A 15,326-nucleotide genomic window follows, 5' to 3' on the forward strand; every position below is an offset into this window, starting at 1 on the left:
AGTGGCATACCCACCGAGTGTGCTCGAGGAGCGGCCGCCGACGCGCGGCGGCTGGGCCGAGTCGAAGGACCGGCTGCGCACCGCCACGACGACCGAGCCCGGACGGCTGTGGCTCATCGGGGCCGTGGTGGCGCCGCTGGTGGTGGCGTTCGGCGTGATGACCTCCTGGCAGGTCGCGGACCGTGCGGCCTCCGCGGACGACGTGGTGCGCCACAGCCAGCCGCTCAGCGCGGACGCCGCGAGCATCTATCGCTCGCTCGCGGACGCGGACACCGCCGCGGCGGGCGGCTTCCTGGCGGGCGCGCAGGAGCCCGCCGAGGTGCACGCGCGGTACGAGAAGGACATCGCGACCGCGTCCCGGCTGCTGGTGAAGGCCGCGGCCAATACGGACGTTTCGAGCGACTCCGGCCGGCAGATAGCCCGGCTGAACGAACAACTTCCGCGCTACACCGGCCTGATCGAACGGGCCAGGGCCAACAACCGGCAGGGGCTTCCGCTCGGCGGCGCCTATCTGCGGTACGCCAACGAGCAGATGACCGACGAGTTGCTGCCGGCGGCCGAGAAGCTGTACCAGGCCGAGACGGCCCGGCTCGGCCGCGACCGGTCCGACGCCCGCACCTGGCCGTTCCTCGCACTCGCCGTCGGGGTGCCGGCGCTCGCCGTGCTCGTCTGGGCCCAACTGCGCGACTACCGCCGCACGAACCGGGTGTTCAACCGGGGGCTGCTCGCCGCCACCGCCGCGGCCGTGGTGGTCCTGCTGTGGCTGGTGGTCGGGCACGCGGTGGCCAGGGCGGAGCTCGACTCCGCCCACGAGCACGGCCAGAAGTCGCTGAAGGTGCTCAACGAGGCGCGGATCAGCTCCCTCAAGGCCCGCGCCAACGAGAACCTCACCCTGGTCGCCCGGGGCGCCGTGCTCACCGCCGACGGCAAGGACAAGTACGAGACGGACTACGCGGCCGGCATGAAGGTGCTCGGCGAACGGCTCGAGGCCGCCGGGAAGCTCGCCGACGACGGTGCGGGCCGCGGACCGGTGACCGAGGCCGTCGCGAAGGTCAAGGAGTGGCGCGAACGTCACGGCAAGGCCCGTGACACCGACGACAGCGGTGACTACAACGGCGCTCTGAAGCTGGTCATCGGCGACAAGAAGTCCACCGGCCAGTCCTTCGACGGCGTGGACGCGGCGCTGGAGCGGGCGCTCGCCCATGAGCAGCGCGAGTTCACCCGCGCCGCGGAGGACGGACGGGGCGCACTGACCGGGCTGCCCGCCGGAGCGCCGGCGCTGGCGCTGCTGGGCGCGGCGGCCGCCGGGGTCGGCATCAGCCGCAGGCTCGCGGAGTACAGGTGAGACGGGTGGCAGGGGGCGACATGACCAGGACCGGCTGGACCGGAGGGCTGCGCGGGAAAGAAGAAGGGCGCGAAGCGCTTCCTTGGAAGGGCGGTGGTGGGCGACGGGCGGGCGGGGCGGCCGGAATGGCCGTGGCGTGCGCGGTCACCGCCACGGCGGTACTGCTGCCGCTCACGGCCCGGGACGACGGCGGGCACTCCGCGCCCGTGCGGCAGAGCGTGGCCCGGGCGGTGCCCGCGAAGGCCGACACCTGCAAGGACCCCGAGGCCAGTCTGCGGCCGTCGGCCGCGGACGGGCCGACCGTCGCGCGCATCAAGCAGCGCGGCAAGCTGATCGCGGGCGTCGACCAGAACAGCTTCCGCTGGGGCTACCGCAATCCGGCGACCAGCACCCTCGAGAATCCTGCGACCAGCAACCTCGAGGGGTTCGACATCGACCTCGTACGGGCCATCGCCGAGGACATCCTGGGCGACCCGAACGCGGTGATCTACCGCGCGATACCGACCAACCAGCGCATCGAGGCGCTCCAGAAGGACAAGGTCGACATCGTGGTCCGCACGATGACGATCAACTGCAAGCGGATCGAGCAAGTCGCTTTCTCCACCGCCTACTTCCAGGCCGGGCAGCAGGTGCTGGCCCCCAAGGCATCGAAGATCACAGGATATGACTCCTCGCTCCGGGGCAAGAAGATCTGTACGGCCAAGGGTTCGACGGCGTACGACGCGTTGAAGGCCAAGTCGTTCGGAGCCCTCTTCGACGGAGACCGGTACACCGTGCCCAATCAGCTGGACTGCCTGGTCAGGCTGCAACTGGGGCTGGCCGACGCGGTGGTGACGGACAACGCCCTGGCGGCGGGACAGGCGGCACAGGACCCGGCGGTCGAGCTCAAGGGAAGGCCGTTCACGACCGAGTACTACGGAGTGGCCACCAAACTCGGCAACGACGATCTGGTCCGCCGCGTGAACAAGGTGCTCGACGGGTATCGCGCGAGCGGTGCGTGGATGCGGGCCTACCAGAAGTGGCTGGCCACCGACCTGCCCCGGATATCGGCGCCTCCGGCACCGAAGTACCGGGACAATTGAGCGTGTTGGCCGATCGGAGAGGCAGGAGAGGCAAGAGATGGGCGTCACGGATCCCGCCGGGCCGGTGATGGACCGGGACGAGGTGGACCGTACGCTGGCGCGGCTCGCCGCGGAGCACGAGGCGATCGAGACCTCGCTCCTCGCGCTCCAGGACCACGCGGGCCGCCGGCTTCTGGAGGGCGCCGCGCTCACCGGCGTCACCGAGGACCGCTGGGCCTCCACCGAGCAGTCCATCTCGCTGCTGTGGACGTACTTCGACACCTACAGCACGGCCCTGAACGACGCCCGGGAGCTGCGCTCGAGACGCCGCTGGTCGTCCCGCGACGATCTGGTGCAGCTCACCGAGCGGCTGCGCGGCCGGAGCATCACCGTCGCCGGGGCCGCGGCGCAGCACGCGCCCACGCTCACCGGACCGGCCAGGCTCACCGAGCGGTTCACGCTCCAGGAGCTGGTGGACCGGATGAACGAGTTGTACGCGCAGTCGCTGGACCTGGTCGTGGCGGCCGACGCGGTGTGGTCGGCGCTGCCCGCCCGGATCGATCTCCTCGCCGCGGAGCTGCACCGCACCCGTACGCTGGCGCATTCGGTCGGCGTACGCCCCGGGGAGCACCCCTCGGGCGACGACCTCGAATCGATCACGCGCGAACTGTCCGCGCTGCGCGCCCAGGTGGTGTCGGACCCGCTCGCCTTCTGGGCACCCGTGCCGGGTGCCTCGGCGCCCGGCAGCGGCAGGCCCGACACGGAGCGGTACGACAGGGCGGCCCGCGCCCTGGAGGACATACGGCGCGAGATCGAGGCCGTGCTCACCGTGCGCCAGGACGCCGAACAGCGGCTGATCCGGCTGCGGGACGTGCTCTCGCGCGCCGACCGCACCCTGGCCGAGGCGCGGGTGGCCCGCGGCGAGGTCCTGGCGAAGATCGCCGCCTCCGAGGTGCCTGTGGTCAGTGGTCCGCCCACGGCGCTGCAGGAGCGGCTGGCGGCGGCCGCGGAGTACCGCAGGCACGCGCAGTGGCACCGGCTCTCCCCGCTGCTGGAGTCCCTGGAGCGGGAGGCCGAGGACGAACTGCAGCGGGCCCGCGAGTCGTTGACGGCGGTCACCGCTCCGCTGGCGGTCCGCGCCGAACTGCGCGGCCGTCTCGACGCGTACAAGGCGAAGGTCGCCCGGCACGGCATGGCCGAGGACCGGCTGCTGATCGAGCGGTACGACGCGGCGCGCAGGATGCTCTGGAGCGCGCCCTGCGATCTGCGCGTCGCCGAGCAGGCGGTGCTGCGCTATCAGCAGGCCGCGGCGGAGGTTCTGGCTCCGCGGCAGTACGGTCCCGAGGACCGCAGGGGGGATTCATGAGCGACATCACCACGGCCGGCTGCCAGCGTCCCGGATGCGCGGGCTCGTACGAGGACATGGGCGGCGGTGAGCTGTACTGCGACACCTGCGGTCTGGCCCCGGTGGTCTCGCGATTGGGGTCTCCCCTGCTCGAGCGCAGCCGAGAGCTCGGGGAAGGCCTGGCCGGCTCGCCGTCCACCGGCGTGGCGGCCGGCAGCGCGGGGTCGTCGTCCCAGTCGTCCGCGCGCTCCGCCCGCTCCTCCTCCCGTTCGCAGAGCTCCCGGCGTTCGGTCTCCGGTCGCCTGTCCCGTTCGGTGTCGGGCACGTCCACGGCCCGCTCGGTCTCGGTGCGCAGCTCCGGATCCTCCTCGGCCGCGTCCGCGCGCAACCGGCTCGGCGCCGGTCTGGTCTCCGTACCGGAGGTGCCGCGCCCCGATCCGCGCGCCGAGGTGATGGAGAACCCCGAGGTCCCCGAGCGCAAGCGGTTCTGCTCGCGCTCCGACTGCGGTGCCCCGGTGGGCCGGGCGCGCGGCGACCGTCCGGGCCGCACGGAAGGTTTCTGCACCAAGTGCGGTCATCCGTACTCCTTCGTGCCCAAGCTGCGCGCCGGTGACATCGTGCACGGGCAGTACGAGGTCATGGGCTGTCTGGCGCACGGGGGCCTCGGCTGGATCTATCTCGCGGTGGATCGCGCGGTCTCCGACCGCTGGGTGGTGCTCAAGGGCCTGCTGGACACGGGCGACCAGGACGCCATGGCCGCGGCGATCTCCGAGCGGCGCTTCCTCGCCGAGATCGAGCACTCCAACATCGTCCGCATCTACAACTTCGTCGAGCACCTCGACCAGCGGACGGGCTCCCTGGACGGGTACATCGTCATGGAGTACGTCGGCGGCAAGTCGCTCAAGGAGATCGCCAACGAGCGGCGCGGCCCGGACGGACGGCGTGACCCACTGCCGGTCGAGCAGGCCTGTGCGTACGGGATCGAGGCCCTGGAGGCACTCGGGCATCTGCACAACAGGAAACTGCTGTACTGCGACTTCAAGGTCGACAACGCCATCCAGACCGAGGACCAGCTCAAGCTCATCGACATGGGCGCGGTCCGCAGGATGGACGACGACGAGTCCGCGATCTACGGAACAGTGGGCTACCAGGCCCCCGAGGTCGCCGAGGTCGGCCCGTCCGTCGCCTCCGACCTGTACACGGTCGCGCGCACGCTGGCCGTGCTGACCTTCGACTTCCAGGGCTACACGAACGTCTACGCGGACAGCCTGCCCGAGCCGGACGACATCGAGGTCTTCCGGACGTACGAGTCGTTCTACCGCCTGCTGGTACGGGCCACCGACCCCGACCCGGCCCGGCGGTTCGCCTCGGCGTCCGAGATGGCGGAGCAGCTGACGGGTGTGCTGCGCGAGGTCGTCTCGCTGCAGACCGGACGTCCGCGCCCCGCGCTGTCCACCCTGTTCGGCCCGGAGGTCCGGGTCACGGACACCGAACTGTTCGCCGAACTGACGGGCGACGCCTCGAGGCTGGGCGCGCGTGCGGACCGGCCACGGCGCGCGGCCAGGAGCGAGCAGCCGGGCCCGCGCCGGGTGGGCGCCGCCACGGCTGCCGGGCTCGCGTTCAAGCCGACGCAGACCGCGGCCGTCCCCGCGCCGCGGAGCGCCGGCGTTCCCGGGCACCCGGGACCGTACCTCGCCGCGCTCGACGGCCCCGCCACCTCGCTCGCGCTGCCGGTGCCGCGGGTCGACCCGGGGGATCCCAACGCCGTGTTCCTCGCGGGGCTCATGACCTCCGCACCGGCCGAGCTGATCACCGCGCTCCAGGCCGCCCCGGCCCGCTCCGCCGAGCGGCAGCTGCGAGAGCTGCGGGCCCGGCTGGAGACGGGCGACACACAGGCGGCCGGGCGGACGCTGGCGGAGCTGGAGGCGGAACGCCCGGACGACTGGCGGGTGGTCTGGTACCGCGGTGTCACCTCCCTCGTCACCGGCGATCACGAGCACGCCGCGCTGTCCTTCGACGCGGTCTACGACGCCTTCCCCGGCGAGCCGGCCCCCAAGCTGGCCCTGGGCGTCTGCGCCGAGGTGCTCGGCCAGCTGGACAACGCCGCCGAGTACTACCGGCTCGTGTGGAGCACCGACCCGAGCTATGTCAGCGCCGCGTTCGACCTGGCCCGGGTCCAGCTCGCGGCGGGCGACCGGGCCGGCGCCGTGCGCACCCTGGAGTCGGTGCCGGAGGCGTCGATCCACTACACGGCGGCACGGGTGGCCGCCGTACGGGCCAGGCTGCGCCACCGCGACCCGCACGAGCCGCTGCTGGGCGATCTGCGGGCAGCCGCGGAACAGGTGGAGGCCCTGAAGGGCTTCGGCCTGGACGCGGTGCGCCGCGAGCAGCTGTCCACCGAAGTACTGGGCACGGCGCTGGACTGGGTGCTGTCCGGGAACGTGCCCGGCGGAGCCGGCCCGCGACTGCTCGGCTGTGAACTCGAAGAGCGTGGCCTGCGGTTCGGCCTGGAACGCTCGTACCGCGTACTCGCCCGGCTCGCGCAGCGCGGCGAGGAGCGGATCGACCTGGTGGAACGGGCCAACCGGTTCCGCCCCCGGACATGGGTGTGATCGATGACGCAGATGCCTCAGCTGTCCGCATGCCCCAGCTGCGAGGAGCCCCTGGAGTCGGGTGACTTGTTCTGCGGTGCGTGCGGATACGACCTGTCGGCCGTACCGCCGCCGAACCCGGGGGACGACTCCACGGTCCTCCTGACGGCCGCGAGCACGGAACAGGCCCGTCCGGCGGCCGCGCCCGCGCCACCGGGCACCGCCCGGCCCGTACGGTCCGACGGCGTGCCGGAGCCCCCGGCCCCGGACGGCGACTACGCACTGCCCCTCCCCGACCCGCGCGCCGCGGCCCCGGCCGCCGCCGCGGGGCCCGCGGCGGCGACTCGCACCATGTGCGTGGCCTGTCGGGCCGGCGGGGTCGACGAGGACGGCTACTGCGAGAACTGCGGGCACGCCCAGCCGCGCGAGCGCGACCACATGGAACGGGAGCTGGACACGGTCGCGGCCGTCAGCGACCGCGGGCTGCGCCACCACCGCAACGAGGACTCCTTCGCGGTCGGTGCCACGGCCCTGCCCGACGGTTCGCCCGCCGTCGTCGCGATCGTCTGCGACGGGGTGTCCTCGGCGTCCCGACCGGACGAGGCGTCGGCCGCCGCCTCCCAGGCCGCGGGCGAGGTGCTGATGCGGTCACTGCCGCGCGGTACGCACCCGCAGACGGCGATGCACGAGGCGATCGTCGCCGCCGCGGGGGCGGTCACGTCCCTTGCCGGGGGTCCGGGCCGGGATCACGGGGCCATGGAGCACGACCCGCACCGGCATGAGAACGCGCCTGCCTGCACTCTGGTCGGCGCGGTGGTCGCGGGCGGGCTGCTGGTGGTCGGCTGGGTCGGCGACAGCCGGGCGTACTGGGTGCCCGACGACCGCAGCACGCCCGCCGCACGGCTCACCGAGGACGACTCGTGGGCGGCACAGATGGTGGCGACGGGCCTGATGACCGAGGCCGACGCGTACGCCGACGAACGTGCCCATGCGATCACCGGCTGGCTCGGTGCCGACGCCTATGAACTCGATCCGCACACGGCCTCGTTCAAACCGGACCGCCCGGGTGTGGTGGTCGTGTGCACGGACGGCCTGTGGAACTACGCCGAGGCGGCCGAGGAGATGGCCCGCGTACTCCCGAATGACGCCGCCGACCGTCCGCTGCACAGCGCACGGGTCCTGGTCGGACACGCCCTGGACGGCGGGGGGCACGACAACGTAACAGTCGCCGTCGTGCCGTTCGCGCTGCCGCAGCCGGGGGCAGGATCCGCCTGAAACAGGCCCTTGTCCGCTTCTCATATCGTTTCAGCTTCAGGGAGCCGATCAGATGGCCAACTTCGCCAAGTCCCGTGCGCCGCAGTTCTCCCTGGAGGTGTACCAGAACGCATACCTCCCGGAGGGCGGCCGCGAGGTGAACGCGATCGTCACGGTCACGTCGACCGGGGGCGGCACCAGCGGCGGTCGCATCGCGATGCCGGAGTCCACCGCGGCAGTGGTGATCATGGTGGACTGTTCGGGTTCGATGGACTACCCGGCGACCAAGATGCGCAACGCCCGTGACGCGACGGCGGCCGCCATCGACACCCTGCGCGACGGCACCAGGTTCGCGGTGGTGGGCGGCACGCATGTGGCCAAGGAGGTCTACCCGGGCAACGGCAGCCTCGCCGTCGCCGACGCCGCCACGCGGGCCCAGGCCAAGGACGCCCTGCGCACGCTCGGCGCCGGCGGCGGAACCGCCATCGGCACCTGGCTGCGGCTCGCCGACCGGCTGCTCGGCGCCACCGACGCCTCCATACGCCACGGCATTCTGCTCACCGACGGCCGCAACGAGCACGAATCCCCGGAGGACCTGCGCGCCACCCTCGACGCCTGCGCGGGACGCTTCACCTGTGACGCCCGCGGGGTCGGCACCGACTGGGAGGTCAAGGAGGTGACCGGGGTCGCCTCCGCCCTGCTCGGCACCGCCGACATCGTCGCGGATCCCGCCGGTCTGGCCGCGGACTTCACGGCCATGATGGAGAACGCCATGGGGAAGGAGGTCGCGGACGTCGCGCTGCGGCTGTGGACCCCCATGGGCGCCGAGATCACGTTCGTCAAGCAAGTGGCCCCGACCGTCGAGGAACTGACCGGCCGCCGTACGGAGGCGGGCCCGAGAGCCGGCGACTATCCGACCGGCTCGTGGGGCGACGAGTCCCGCGACTACCACATATGCGTGCAGGTCCCCGCGGCCGGCATCGGCCGGGAAATGCTCGCCGCGCGCGTCTCGCTGGTACTCCCCGCACCGGACGGCGGCGCACCGCACACCCTCTCGCAGGGGCTGGTACGTGCCATGTGGACGGATGACATGGCCGCGTCCACCTCGATCAACCCGCAGGTCGCGCACTACACGGGCCAGGCCGAACTGGCGCAGGTCATCCAACAGGGTCTCGATGCCCGCAAATCGGGAGACTTCGACGGCGCGACCGCCAAACTCGGCCGTGCCGTGCAGCTGGCGGCGGCGTCCGGCAACGAGGACACCGCCAAGCTGCTTGCAAAGGTGGTGGACGTCGTCGACGTGGCGACAGGTACTGTGCGATTGAAGGCGAAAGTCGCGGAAGCCGACGAGATGACTCTCGAAACCCGGTCGACCAAGACGGTTCGCGTGAAGAAGTAGCGACACGGCAAGCGACAGAAGCGGTAACGACGCACGGCCCCAGGGCCGGAAGAGGAGAGGGGGAAGCACCGACATGCCGACCTGCCCGAACGGACACCAGTCGGGTTCCGACGACTGGTGCGAGGTCTGCGGCCATCGCATGACCGGTGCGGTGCCTCCGCCGCCCCCGCCGCCTCCCGTATTCGGCGGCGGACCCGCCGGTCCCCCCGGGCCGCCCGGGCCTCCCCCCGCGCCGGGCCGGGGTTTCGGGAACGACCCCGAGGCCACCTTCCAGGCGGAGCTGTGCCCGCAGTGCCGTACCCCGCGCGAGGCCCGTGCGCCGTTCTGCGAGGAGTGCCGGTACAACTTCCTGACGAACACGGCGACCTCGTACACTCCGCTGGCGCCGCGCCCGCAGCCCGGCCGCCCCGGCGGCCCCGGCCCCGGGACGGGCGCGACCCCGCCGCCCGGCTTCCCGTCGCCCCAGCGGCCTCCGCAGATGGACCCGTTCGAATACCGGGGCTCCCGGCCCTCGCAGATGAACCGCCCGGCCGAGCCGCTCACATCCGACCCCTCGGCACCGTCGCCGCGTTCCGTGCCGTCCGCGCCGTCGGCACCGTCCGCGCCCTCGATGCCGTCCTCGCCCTCCGCACCACAGGGGCCGCCGCCCCCGCCCGCCTTCCAGCAGCCCGGCCCTGCGGCACCGCCCGCCTTCCAGCAGCCCGGCCCTGCGGCACCGCCCGCCTTCCAGCAGCCCGGTCCCGCGGCACCGCCCGCCTTCCAGCAGCCCGGTCCCGCGGCACCGCCCGCCTTCCAGCAGCAACCGCCGCAGACGGACGACGACTGGATGCTGTCCCCGCCGCAGCCCCAGGCGCCCCTGGGCTGGAGCGTGACGATCGGGCCGGACCGTGAGTACTTCATGGCGATGATGCAGCGCAGCGGCCCCGACGCCGCCGGCCTGAACCTGCCCGCGTACTCCCCGGAGCAGCGGCGCCCGCTCACCGGCAACCAGGTCACCATCGGCCGCCGTCGGCACAGCACGGGCGAGTCCCCCGACATCGACCTGTCCGTGCCGCCGGAGGACCCGGGGGTCTCGCACAAGCACGCCATGCTGGTGCAGCAGCCGGACGGCTTCTGGGCCGTGGTCGACCAGAACTCGACCAACGGCACCACCGTCAACAGTGGCGAGGACCCGATCCAGCCCTTCGTCCCGGTGCCGCTCCAGGACGGCGACCGCGTGCATGTCGGCGCCTGGACGACCATCACCATCCGCCGGGGCTGACCGGCACCACGACGCGATCCGCAGGGCCTTTCGTCCGGCCCCTGCGGATCGCGTCGTGCGCAGGCGGACCGGACCGCCTGGTGGGACGATGAGGGGGATTGTTCCCGGCCGGTAGTTGGCGGAGGAGCAGAGATGGAGATCAAGCCACAGGCGGCCGTCATCCCCAAGGAGACCGACCAGCTCGAGCAGGGGAAGTACGGCCCCATTTTTCCGAAGACGCCGGCGTGTTACGGGTTCACCATCGTCGCGAAGGTCAAGCCCGGCCGGGCCGACGCGATACGGCAGTACGGCTACCGCCTGGCCGAGGCGCTGGAGAGCGATCCGTACCTTCTCGCGCCGCTGAAGTTGCACTACCTGCGCTGGGTGCTCTTCGAGGACGATACGCGTTTCATGTATCAGGGGATCTTCGACACCGACTTCGACAAGTACACGGAGGACGCCGTCGCGCTTTTCAGCAAGGCGGGAGTGAGCACGGCTTTCGAGAACCTCGAAGGGTTCCCCGAGGACTGGAAGACCAACCCTGAGGGGTTCGTCAGGTTCGTGCGTGAACACCACTGCCCGAGCTTCATCGAGTACGGGGAGTATCCGTACGTCACCGCCGACGAGATCAAGAAGGCTCTGCGGATCAAGAGCGCCCTGTCGGAGATGCTCGACCAACTGCAGTGAGAGCGGGCTGCCGCACACACGTCCCACTGCGGATCGGAGACGAGATGAGCGAGGTCAGGACCGCACGCACTTACAACCAGAACCACACCCCGCGCGCATACACCCCTGGTCGGCGACGGGTGAGCGTCTACGTCTCGTGGAGCTATCCGGCCGAGGCCGGCCGGAACCCGGCCGAGCTCGACAACCGGTTCTCCACCCTGACCGAGGTCCGGCGCGTGACCTGGCCCGCCTACGAGGACCCGAAGTGGTCGGATCCCTTGCGGTTCCAGCAAGGCATCGCGGGATCCCTGGAGTTGTTCTTCTGGGCCTGGGTGCCGTTCCAGCAGTTCGTCGAGGAGATCACCGGGCACCCCGTACCCGTGTATCAACGTATCGATCAGGCCGGATTCCGTACCCCGCTCGACGAGCGGGTACTCGCCGACACCGACACCCTGTTCGTGTTCGGGCTGGATCACATGATCACCGGACAGGAGGCCGAACCCGGGGAGGTCGAGGCGCTGCGGGCTTTCCTCGGCAGGGAGGACGCCCGTCTGGTCCTGGGGCCGCACCACGACGTCGGGGCATCGGACGATCTGGCGGTGCGGGACGTGGAGTACCACCATCACGGCGATCCCTTGGTCCCCCGCCAACAGCGGTTCGCCACGCACGTCCGGGGCCTGATGCGGGGCCTCGGGGTGCCCGTGGAGAACCGTTACGGGTTGCGTCCCGCCGTGCAGGAGCCGAACAGGATCGCCCCGTTCTCGGCGGTCAGGGATCTGGACGCCAGAGGGTGGCTGGAAGGGGTGACGAACTTCAACTTCCACATGCACCTGCCGCACTACGCCGTGACGACCGACGAAACAGATGTCATTCATGTGCTGGCCAGGCAGCCGATCGACACGTCCAGGCCGCATCCGTTCACCGAGGCCGGCAACACCGAGTTCAACATGTTCCTGTGGATGCCCCCCAGCGGTGAGCGGGCCGGAGACGTACTCCTGGCGGACTCCACGATCTTCAGTTCACTGTTCGGCGGCGACGAAAGCCTGCGGAACTTCTGGCGGAACCTCGTCTCGAAGTAGTGCCACGAGGAGGCGAAACCGTGAGCGTGCATACGCGAGGCGCGTTGGAACTCGACGACATCCAGCGCGGGGTTTTCAGCCCGCGGCCGACCCCCTACGCGGCGACGTACCTGGTGTTCCGCGTCGACGACCGGGCGCAGGGACGGGAGCTGATGCGGCGTGCGAGCGCGGTGGTGACGACTGCCGCCGACTCGGCCAGTCCCCTGGGGGAGACATGGGTGAGCGTCGCGGTCACCTGTCACGGGCTGGAGGCACTGGGCGTGCCACGGACGGCGCTGGACACGTTCGCCTGGGAGTTCCGGCAGGGAATGGCCGCCCGGGCCAAGGCGCTGGGCGATGTCGGCGAGAGCAGCCCCGAGAACTGGGAAGCGCCACTGGGCACGTCGGAGGTCCATGTGGTGTTCACGGCGGTCGCACCTGACGCCGAGCGGTTGGAGGAGGCCATCGACCGGGCCCGCCCGGCGTACGAACACCTTCCCGGTGTGACCGCGGTCTGGCGGCAGGACTGCTACGCACTGCCCACCGAGACCGAGCATTTCGGCTACCGCGACGGCGTCAGCCAGCCGGCCATCGAAGGCAGCGGCATCGCCGGGTCGAACCAGCTGGAAGTGCCGTTGAAAGCCGGTGAGTTCGTGCTCGGCTACCCGGACGAGCTGGGCGGCGTCCAGACGCCGCAGCCGGAGGTGCTGGGGCACAACGGCAGTTACGCGGCCTTCCGTAAACTCCACCAGCGGGTCGCCGCGTTCCGGCGCTACCTGCAGGACAACGCCACCGGCCCCGAGGACGAGGAACTGCTGGCAGCCAAGGTCATGGGACGCTGGCGCAGCGGTGCTCCGCTGGCACTCGGTCCACGGCACGACGACCCCGCTCTGGGCGCGGACCCGCACCGCCGCAACACCTTCCTGTACCAGCAGGACGATCCGGCGGGATTCACCACGCCCGGCGGCTGCCACATCCGCCGCGCCAACCCCCGTGACGCCTCGGTGGCGGGTGAAGTGCGACTGCACCGCATGATCAGACGCGGCGCCGTCTACGGTCCGCCGCTGCCCCGGGGCGTGCTGGAGGACGACGGGGCCGATCGCGGCCTGATGTTCGCGTTCATCGGCGCCCATCTCGGGCGGCAGTTCGAATTTGTCCAGTCCGAGTGGATGAACGACGGCGTCTTCTTCGGGGCGGGCAGCGCCAGAGACCCCATCACCGGGTCCCACGACGGCATCACGGGCTTCACCATTCCCCGGCGCCCACTGCGACGGCGTCTGCCGCCACTGCCGCGGTTCGTCGTCACACGCGGTGGCGAGTACTGCTTCCTGCCGAGCCTGAGCGCCCTGCGCTGGCTCGGCGAACTTCGGGACTGACAAGGCGGCAACGCGCGGCGTGGCACTGCCCGAGGCGCTCACCCGCCCAGGTGGAATGCCCCCATGAACACCCTGCACCTGCTGTTCAACGCCGTGACCGTGATCTTCATCGCGGCCACCATGTTCGCCGCCGGCCTGGGAGCCACCGTCGCGGCGCTGCGCGGCATCTTCACCGACGTCCCGCTGCTTCTGCTGGCACTGGCCGCCAACATGGTGGTCATCCCGCTGCTCGGCTGGGGCATCGGTGCGCTGTTCGGCCTGCCCGCCGCGCCGTTCATCGCGCTCGTCCTGGTCGCCTCGTCACCCGGCGGCCCCTTCGGGGCGAAGCTGGCCATGGTGCAGAACGGCGACGTCGTCGCGGGCGCGGCGATGCAGGTGCTGCTCGCCACTGTCGGAAGCCTCACCTTCGCCCCGACCGCCAACGGCATCCTCACCGCCGCCGAGGTCGGCAGAGGGGTCTCCCTCGATGTCGCGGCGCTGGTCCGGACCGTGGCCCTCCTGCAGCTCGTACCGTTCGTCATCGGCCTGCTGCTGAGCCGCTACGCCACATCCACCGCACGATCGTGGCACCCCACGGCGGCCGGGGTCTCGAATGTGACATTCCTGATCGTGCTGGCGGGCATGCTCCTGGGCAACTGGCGTGATGTCCTCGCGCTGCTCGGCTCACTCACTCTCCTGGCCGGGTTCGTCCTCGCAGCCGCGGCCTTCGCCGTCGGCACGCTGCTGGCCACGGGCCCGCCGGTGCGCCGCACCACCATGGGAAGCATCGCCTCAGTGCGCAACGCGGGGCCTGCCCTGGCCGCGGTCGGCATCGCCTTCGGCAATGAGCCCGCCGTCCTGGGCGCGCTCGCCTCGGTGCTGCTCAGCGGCCTGGCCGCAGCCCTGCCGATCGCCGCGGTGCTCAGCAGGCGGAGGAGCGACATCCCGGCCACCGGTGAGACGCGCTGACCAGGGACACGGGCTGTGCATGAGCGAACGCCCACACGCCTGCTCCCCGCCGGGGAGGCGAGCGCCTTCAAGCCGTGATGGGGACCTAGGACCCAGGACCTCCGCCGGAGCATCTGAGACGATTGACCAGTGAACGAGATTCCCCGCGGCACGCTTCAGGAGCAGACCTTCTACGAGCAGGTCGGCGGCGAGCCGACCTTTCGGCGACTGGTCCGCCGGTTCTACCAGGGAGTCGCGGAGGATCCTCTGCTGCGGCCGATGTACCCCGAGGAGGACCTGGGCCCGGCCGAGGAGCGTATGGCCCTCTTCCTGATGCAGTACTGGGGCGGCCCCCGCACCTACAGCGAGCACCGCGGCCACCCCCGCCTGCGTATGCGCCACGCGCCGTTCGCCGTCGACCAGGCCGCGCACGACGCCTGGCTGCGCCACATGAGGGCGGCCGTGGACGAGCTGGGCCTCGCGGAGGAGCACGAGCGGCAGCTCTGGAAGTACCTCACCTACGCCGCGGCCTCCATGGTGAACACCGCGGGCTGACACGGTACGTATCCGGCCCGCTACGTCCAGTTCCGGCCAAGTCCCACGCTCCGTACTGCGCCTGCGTCACTCCGGCCACTAACTTCACCTCGGCAACACATCGAACGGGCATCCGCATCCCGCGGATGTCCCTCTTCTTGTGGAGGTTCAACGTGCGTCGGAGAACCATGCGTATCGGTGCGGCCCTGATCGGCGCGACCACCGCCCTGCTGGGCGTGAATTCCGCCTTCGGCAGCTCCTTCTACGTCTACCAGGGCAGCGACTACGCCTACATCACGTCCAATCATCAGATCGCCGGGGTCTGTGACAGGGAAGTGGACGGCTTCAGCGTCTACACCAATTACTACCGGACGATCGACCCCGACGGCTCCTATCGCCGTGTCGAGGAGAAGGGCGGCCTCTGCAACAGCTCCGGCTCGAGCTCCAACGTGGTCTGGAAGATCCGCGCCTGCGAGAACCTCCCGCTCGCACCCGACGCCTGCTCCTCCTGGAAGGAGCACCACTGACGC

General features: G+C 71.2%; 13 protein-coding genes. All 13 read left to right on the plus strand.

Going from position 1 to position 15,326, the window contains the following annotated elements; translation table 11 throughout:
- Position 1: 1 nt before the first annotated feature.
- Complete coding sequence (locus ABD858_RS11615) at positions 2 to 1,345, plus strand: hypothetical protein (protein WP_425586186.1); 1,344 nt, start codon at positions 2 to 4, stop codon at positions 1,343 to 1,345.
- Positions 1,346 to 1,470: 125 nt separating this feature from the next.
- Entirely contained in the window at positions 1,471 to 2,427 is a 957-nt protein-coding gene (locus ABD858_RS11620; protein WP_345044449.1) for a glutamate ABC transporter substrate-binding protein, read from the plus strand.
- A gap of 37 nt (positions 2,428 to 2,464) precedes the next feature.
- A complete protein-coding gene (locus tag ABD858_RS11625; protein WP_345036291.1) occupies positions 2,465 to 3,772 on the plus strand; it encodes a hypothetical protein in 1,308 nt (435 codons plus the stop codon).
- Positions 3,769 to 6,363 (plus strand): serine/threonine-protein kinase, encoded by a 2,595-nt coding sequence (locus tag ABD858_RS11630; protein ID WP_345036293.1) that lies wholly within the window; start codon positions 3,769 to 3,771, stop codon positions 6,361 to 6,363. The genes ABD858_RS11625 and ABD858_RS11630 overlap by 4 nt, the downstream gene beginning before the upstream one ends.
- Before the next feature lie 3 nt (positions 6,364 to 6,366).
- The gene (locus tag ABD858_RS11635; RefSeq protein WP_345036295.1) at positions 6,367 to 7,617 is read left to right on the plus strand and encodes a PP2C family protein-serine/threonine phosphatase; all 1,251 of its coding nucleotides are present in this window, start codon (positions 6,367 to 6,369) and stop codon (positions 7,615 to 7,617) included.
- Between the two features lie 52 nt (positions 7,618 to 7,669).
- On the plus strand, positions 7,670 to 8,995 hold the full coding sequence (locus ABD858_RS11640; protein ID WP_345036297.1) for a VWA domain-containing protein: 1,326 nt from the start codon (positions 7,670 to 7,672) through the stop codon (positions 8,993 to 8,995).
- A 73-nt stretch (positions 8,996 to 9,068) separates the two neighbouring features.
- Complete coding sequence (locus ABD858_RS11645; protein WP_345036299.1) at positions 9,069 to 10,256, plus strand: FHA domain-containing protein; 1,188 nt, start codon at positions 9,069 to 9,071, stop codon at positions 10,254 to 10,256.
- Between the two features lie 132 nt (positions 10,257 to 10,388).
- Positions 10,389 to 10,922, plus strand: coding sequence for a hypothetical protein (locus ABD858_RS11650; protein WP_345036301.1), 534 nt, complete (start codon positions 10,389 to 10,391; stop codon positions 10,920 to 10,922).
- A gap of 44 nt (positions 10,923 to 10,966) precedes the next feature.
- Positions 10,967 to 11,980 (plus strand): hypothetical protein, encoded by a 1,014-nt coding sequence (locus ABD858_RS11655; RefSeq protein ID WP_345036303.1) that lies wholly within the window; start codon positions 10,967 to 10,969, stop codon positions 11,978 to 11,980.
- Positions 11,981 to 12,000: 20 nt separating this feature from the next.
- Complete coding sequence (locus ABD858_RS11660) at positions 12,001 to 13,335, plus strand: Dyp-type peroxidase (protein ID WP_345036305.1); 1,335 nt, start codon at positions 12,001 to 12,003, stop codon at positions 13,333 to 13,335.
- Positions 13,336 to 13,398: 63 nt separating this feature from the next.
- Positions 13,399 to 14,283 (plus strand): hypothetical protein, encoded by an 885-nt coding sequence (locus ABD858_RS11665; RefSeq protein ID WP_345036307.1) that lies wholly within the window; start codon positions 13,399 to 13,401, stop codon positions 14,281 to 14,283.
- Between the two features lie 129 nt (positions 14,284 to 14,412).
- The gene (locus ABD858_RS11670) at positions 14,413 to 14,817 is read left to right on the plus strand and encodes a globin (protein ID WP_345036308.1); all 405 of its coding nucleotides are present in this window, start codon (positions 14,413 to 14,415) and stop codon (positions 14,815 to 14,817) included.
- Between the two features lie 152 nt (positions 14,818 to 14,969).
- On the plus strand, positions 14,970 to 15,323 hold the full coding sequence (locus ABD858_RS11675; RefSeq protein ID WP_345036310.1) for a hypothetical protein: 354 nt from the start codon (positions 14,970 to 14,972) through the stop codon (positions 15,321 to 15,323).
- Positions 15,324 to 15,326 lie beyond the last annotated feature (3 nt).

Source organism: Streptomyces sannanensis (assembly GCF_039536205.1).
GTDB classification, from domain to species: Bacteria; Actinomycetota; Actinomycetes; order Streptomycetales; family Streptomycetaceae; genus Streptomyces; species Streptomyces sannanensis.

Excerpts from the sequence above, each read along its gene's own strand:
- ABD858_RS11630 (WP_345036293.1), top strand. The coding sequence starts at position 3,769 with ATGAGCGACATCACCACGGCCGGCTGCCAGCGTCCCGGATGCGCGGGC.
- ABD858_RS11640 (WP_345036297.1), top strand. The coding sequence starts at position 7,670 with ATGGCCAACTTCGCCAAGTCCCGTGCGCCGCAGTTCTCCCTGGAGGTG.
- ABD858_RS11620 (WP_345044449.1), top strand. The coding sequence starts at position 1,471 with ATGGCCGTGGCGTGCGCGGTCACCGCCACGGCGGTACTGCTGCCGCTC.
- ABD858_RS11635 (WP_345036295.1), top strand. The coding sequence starts at position 6,367 with ATGACGCAGATGCCTCAGCTGTCCGCATGCCCCAGCTGCGAGGAGCCC.
- ABD858_RS11655 (WP_345036303.1), top strand. The coding sequence starts at position 10,967 with ATGAGCGAGGTCAGGACCGCACGCACTTACAACCAGAACCACACCCCG.
- ABD858_RS11625 (WP_345036291.1), top strand. The coding sequence starts at position 2,465 with ATGGGCGTCACGGATCCCGCCGGGCCGGTGATGGACCGGGACGAGGTG.
- ABD858_RS11650 (WP_345036301.1), top strand. The coding sequence starts at position 10,389 with ATGGAGATCAAGCCACAGGCGGCCGTCATCCCCAAGGAGACCGACCAG.
- ABD858_RS11665 (WP_345036307.1), top strand. The coding sequence starts at position 13,399 with ATGAACACCCTGCACCTGCTGTTCAACGCCGTGACCGTGATCTTCATC.
- ABD858_RS11645 (WP_345036299.1), top strand. The coding sequence starts at position 9,069 with ATGCCGACCTGCCCGAACGGACACCAGTCGGGTTCCGACGACTGGTGC.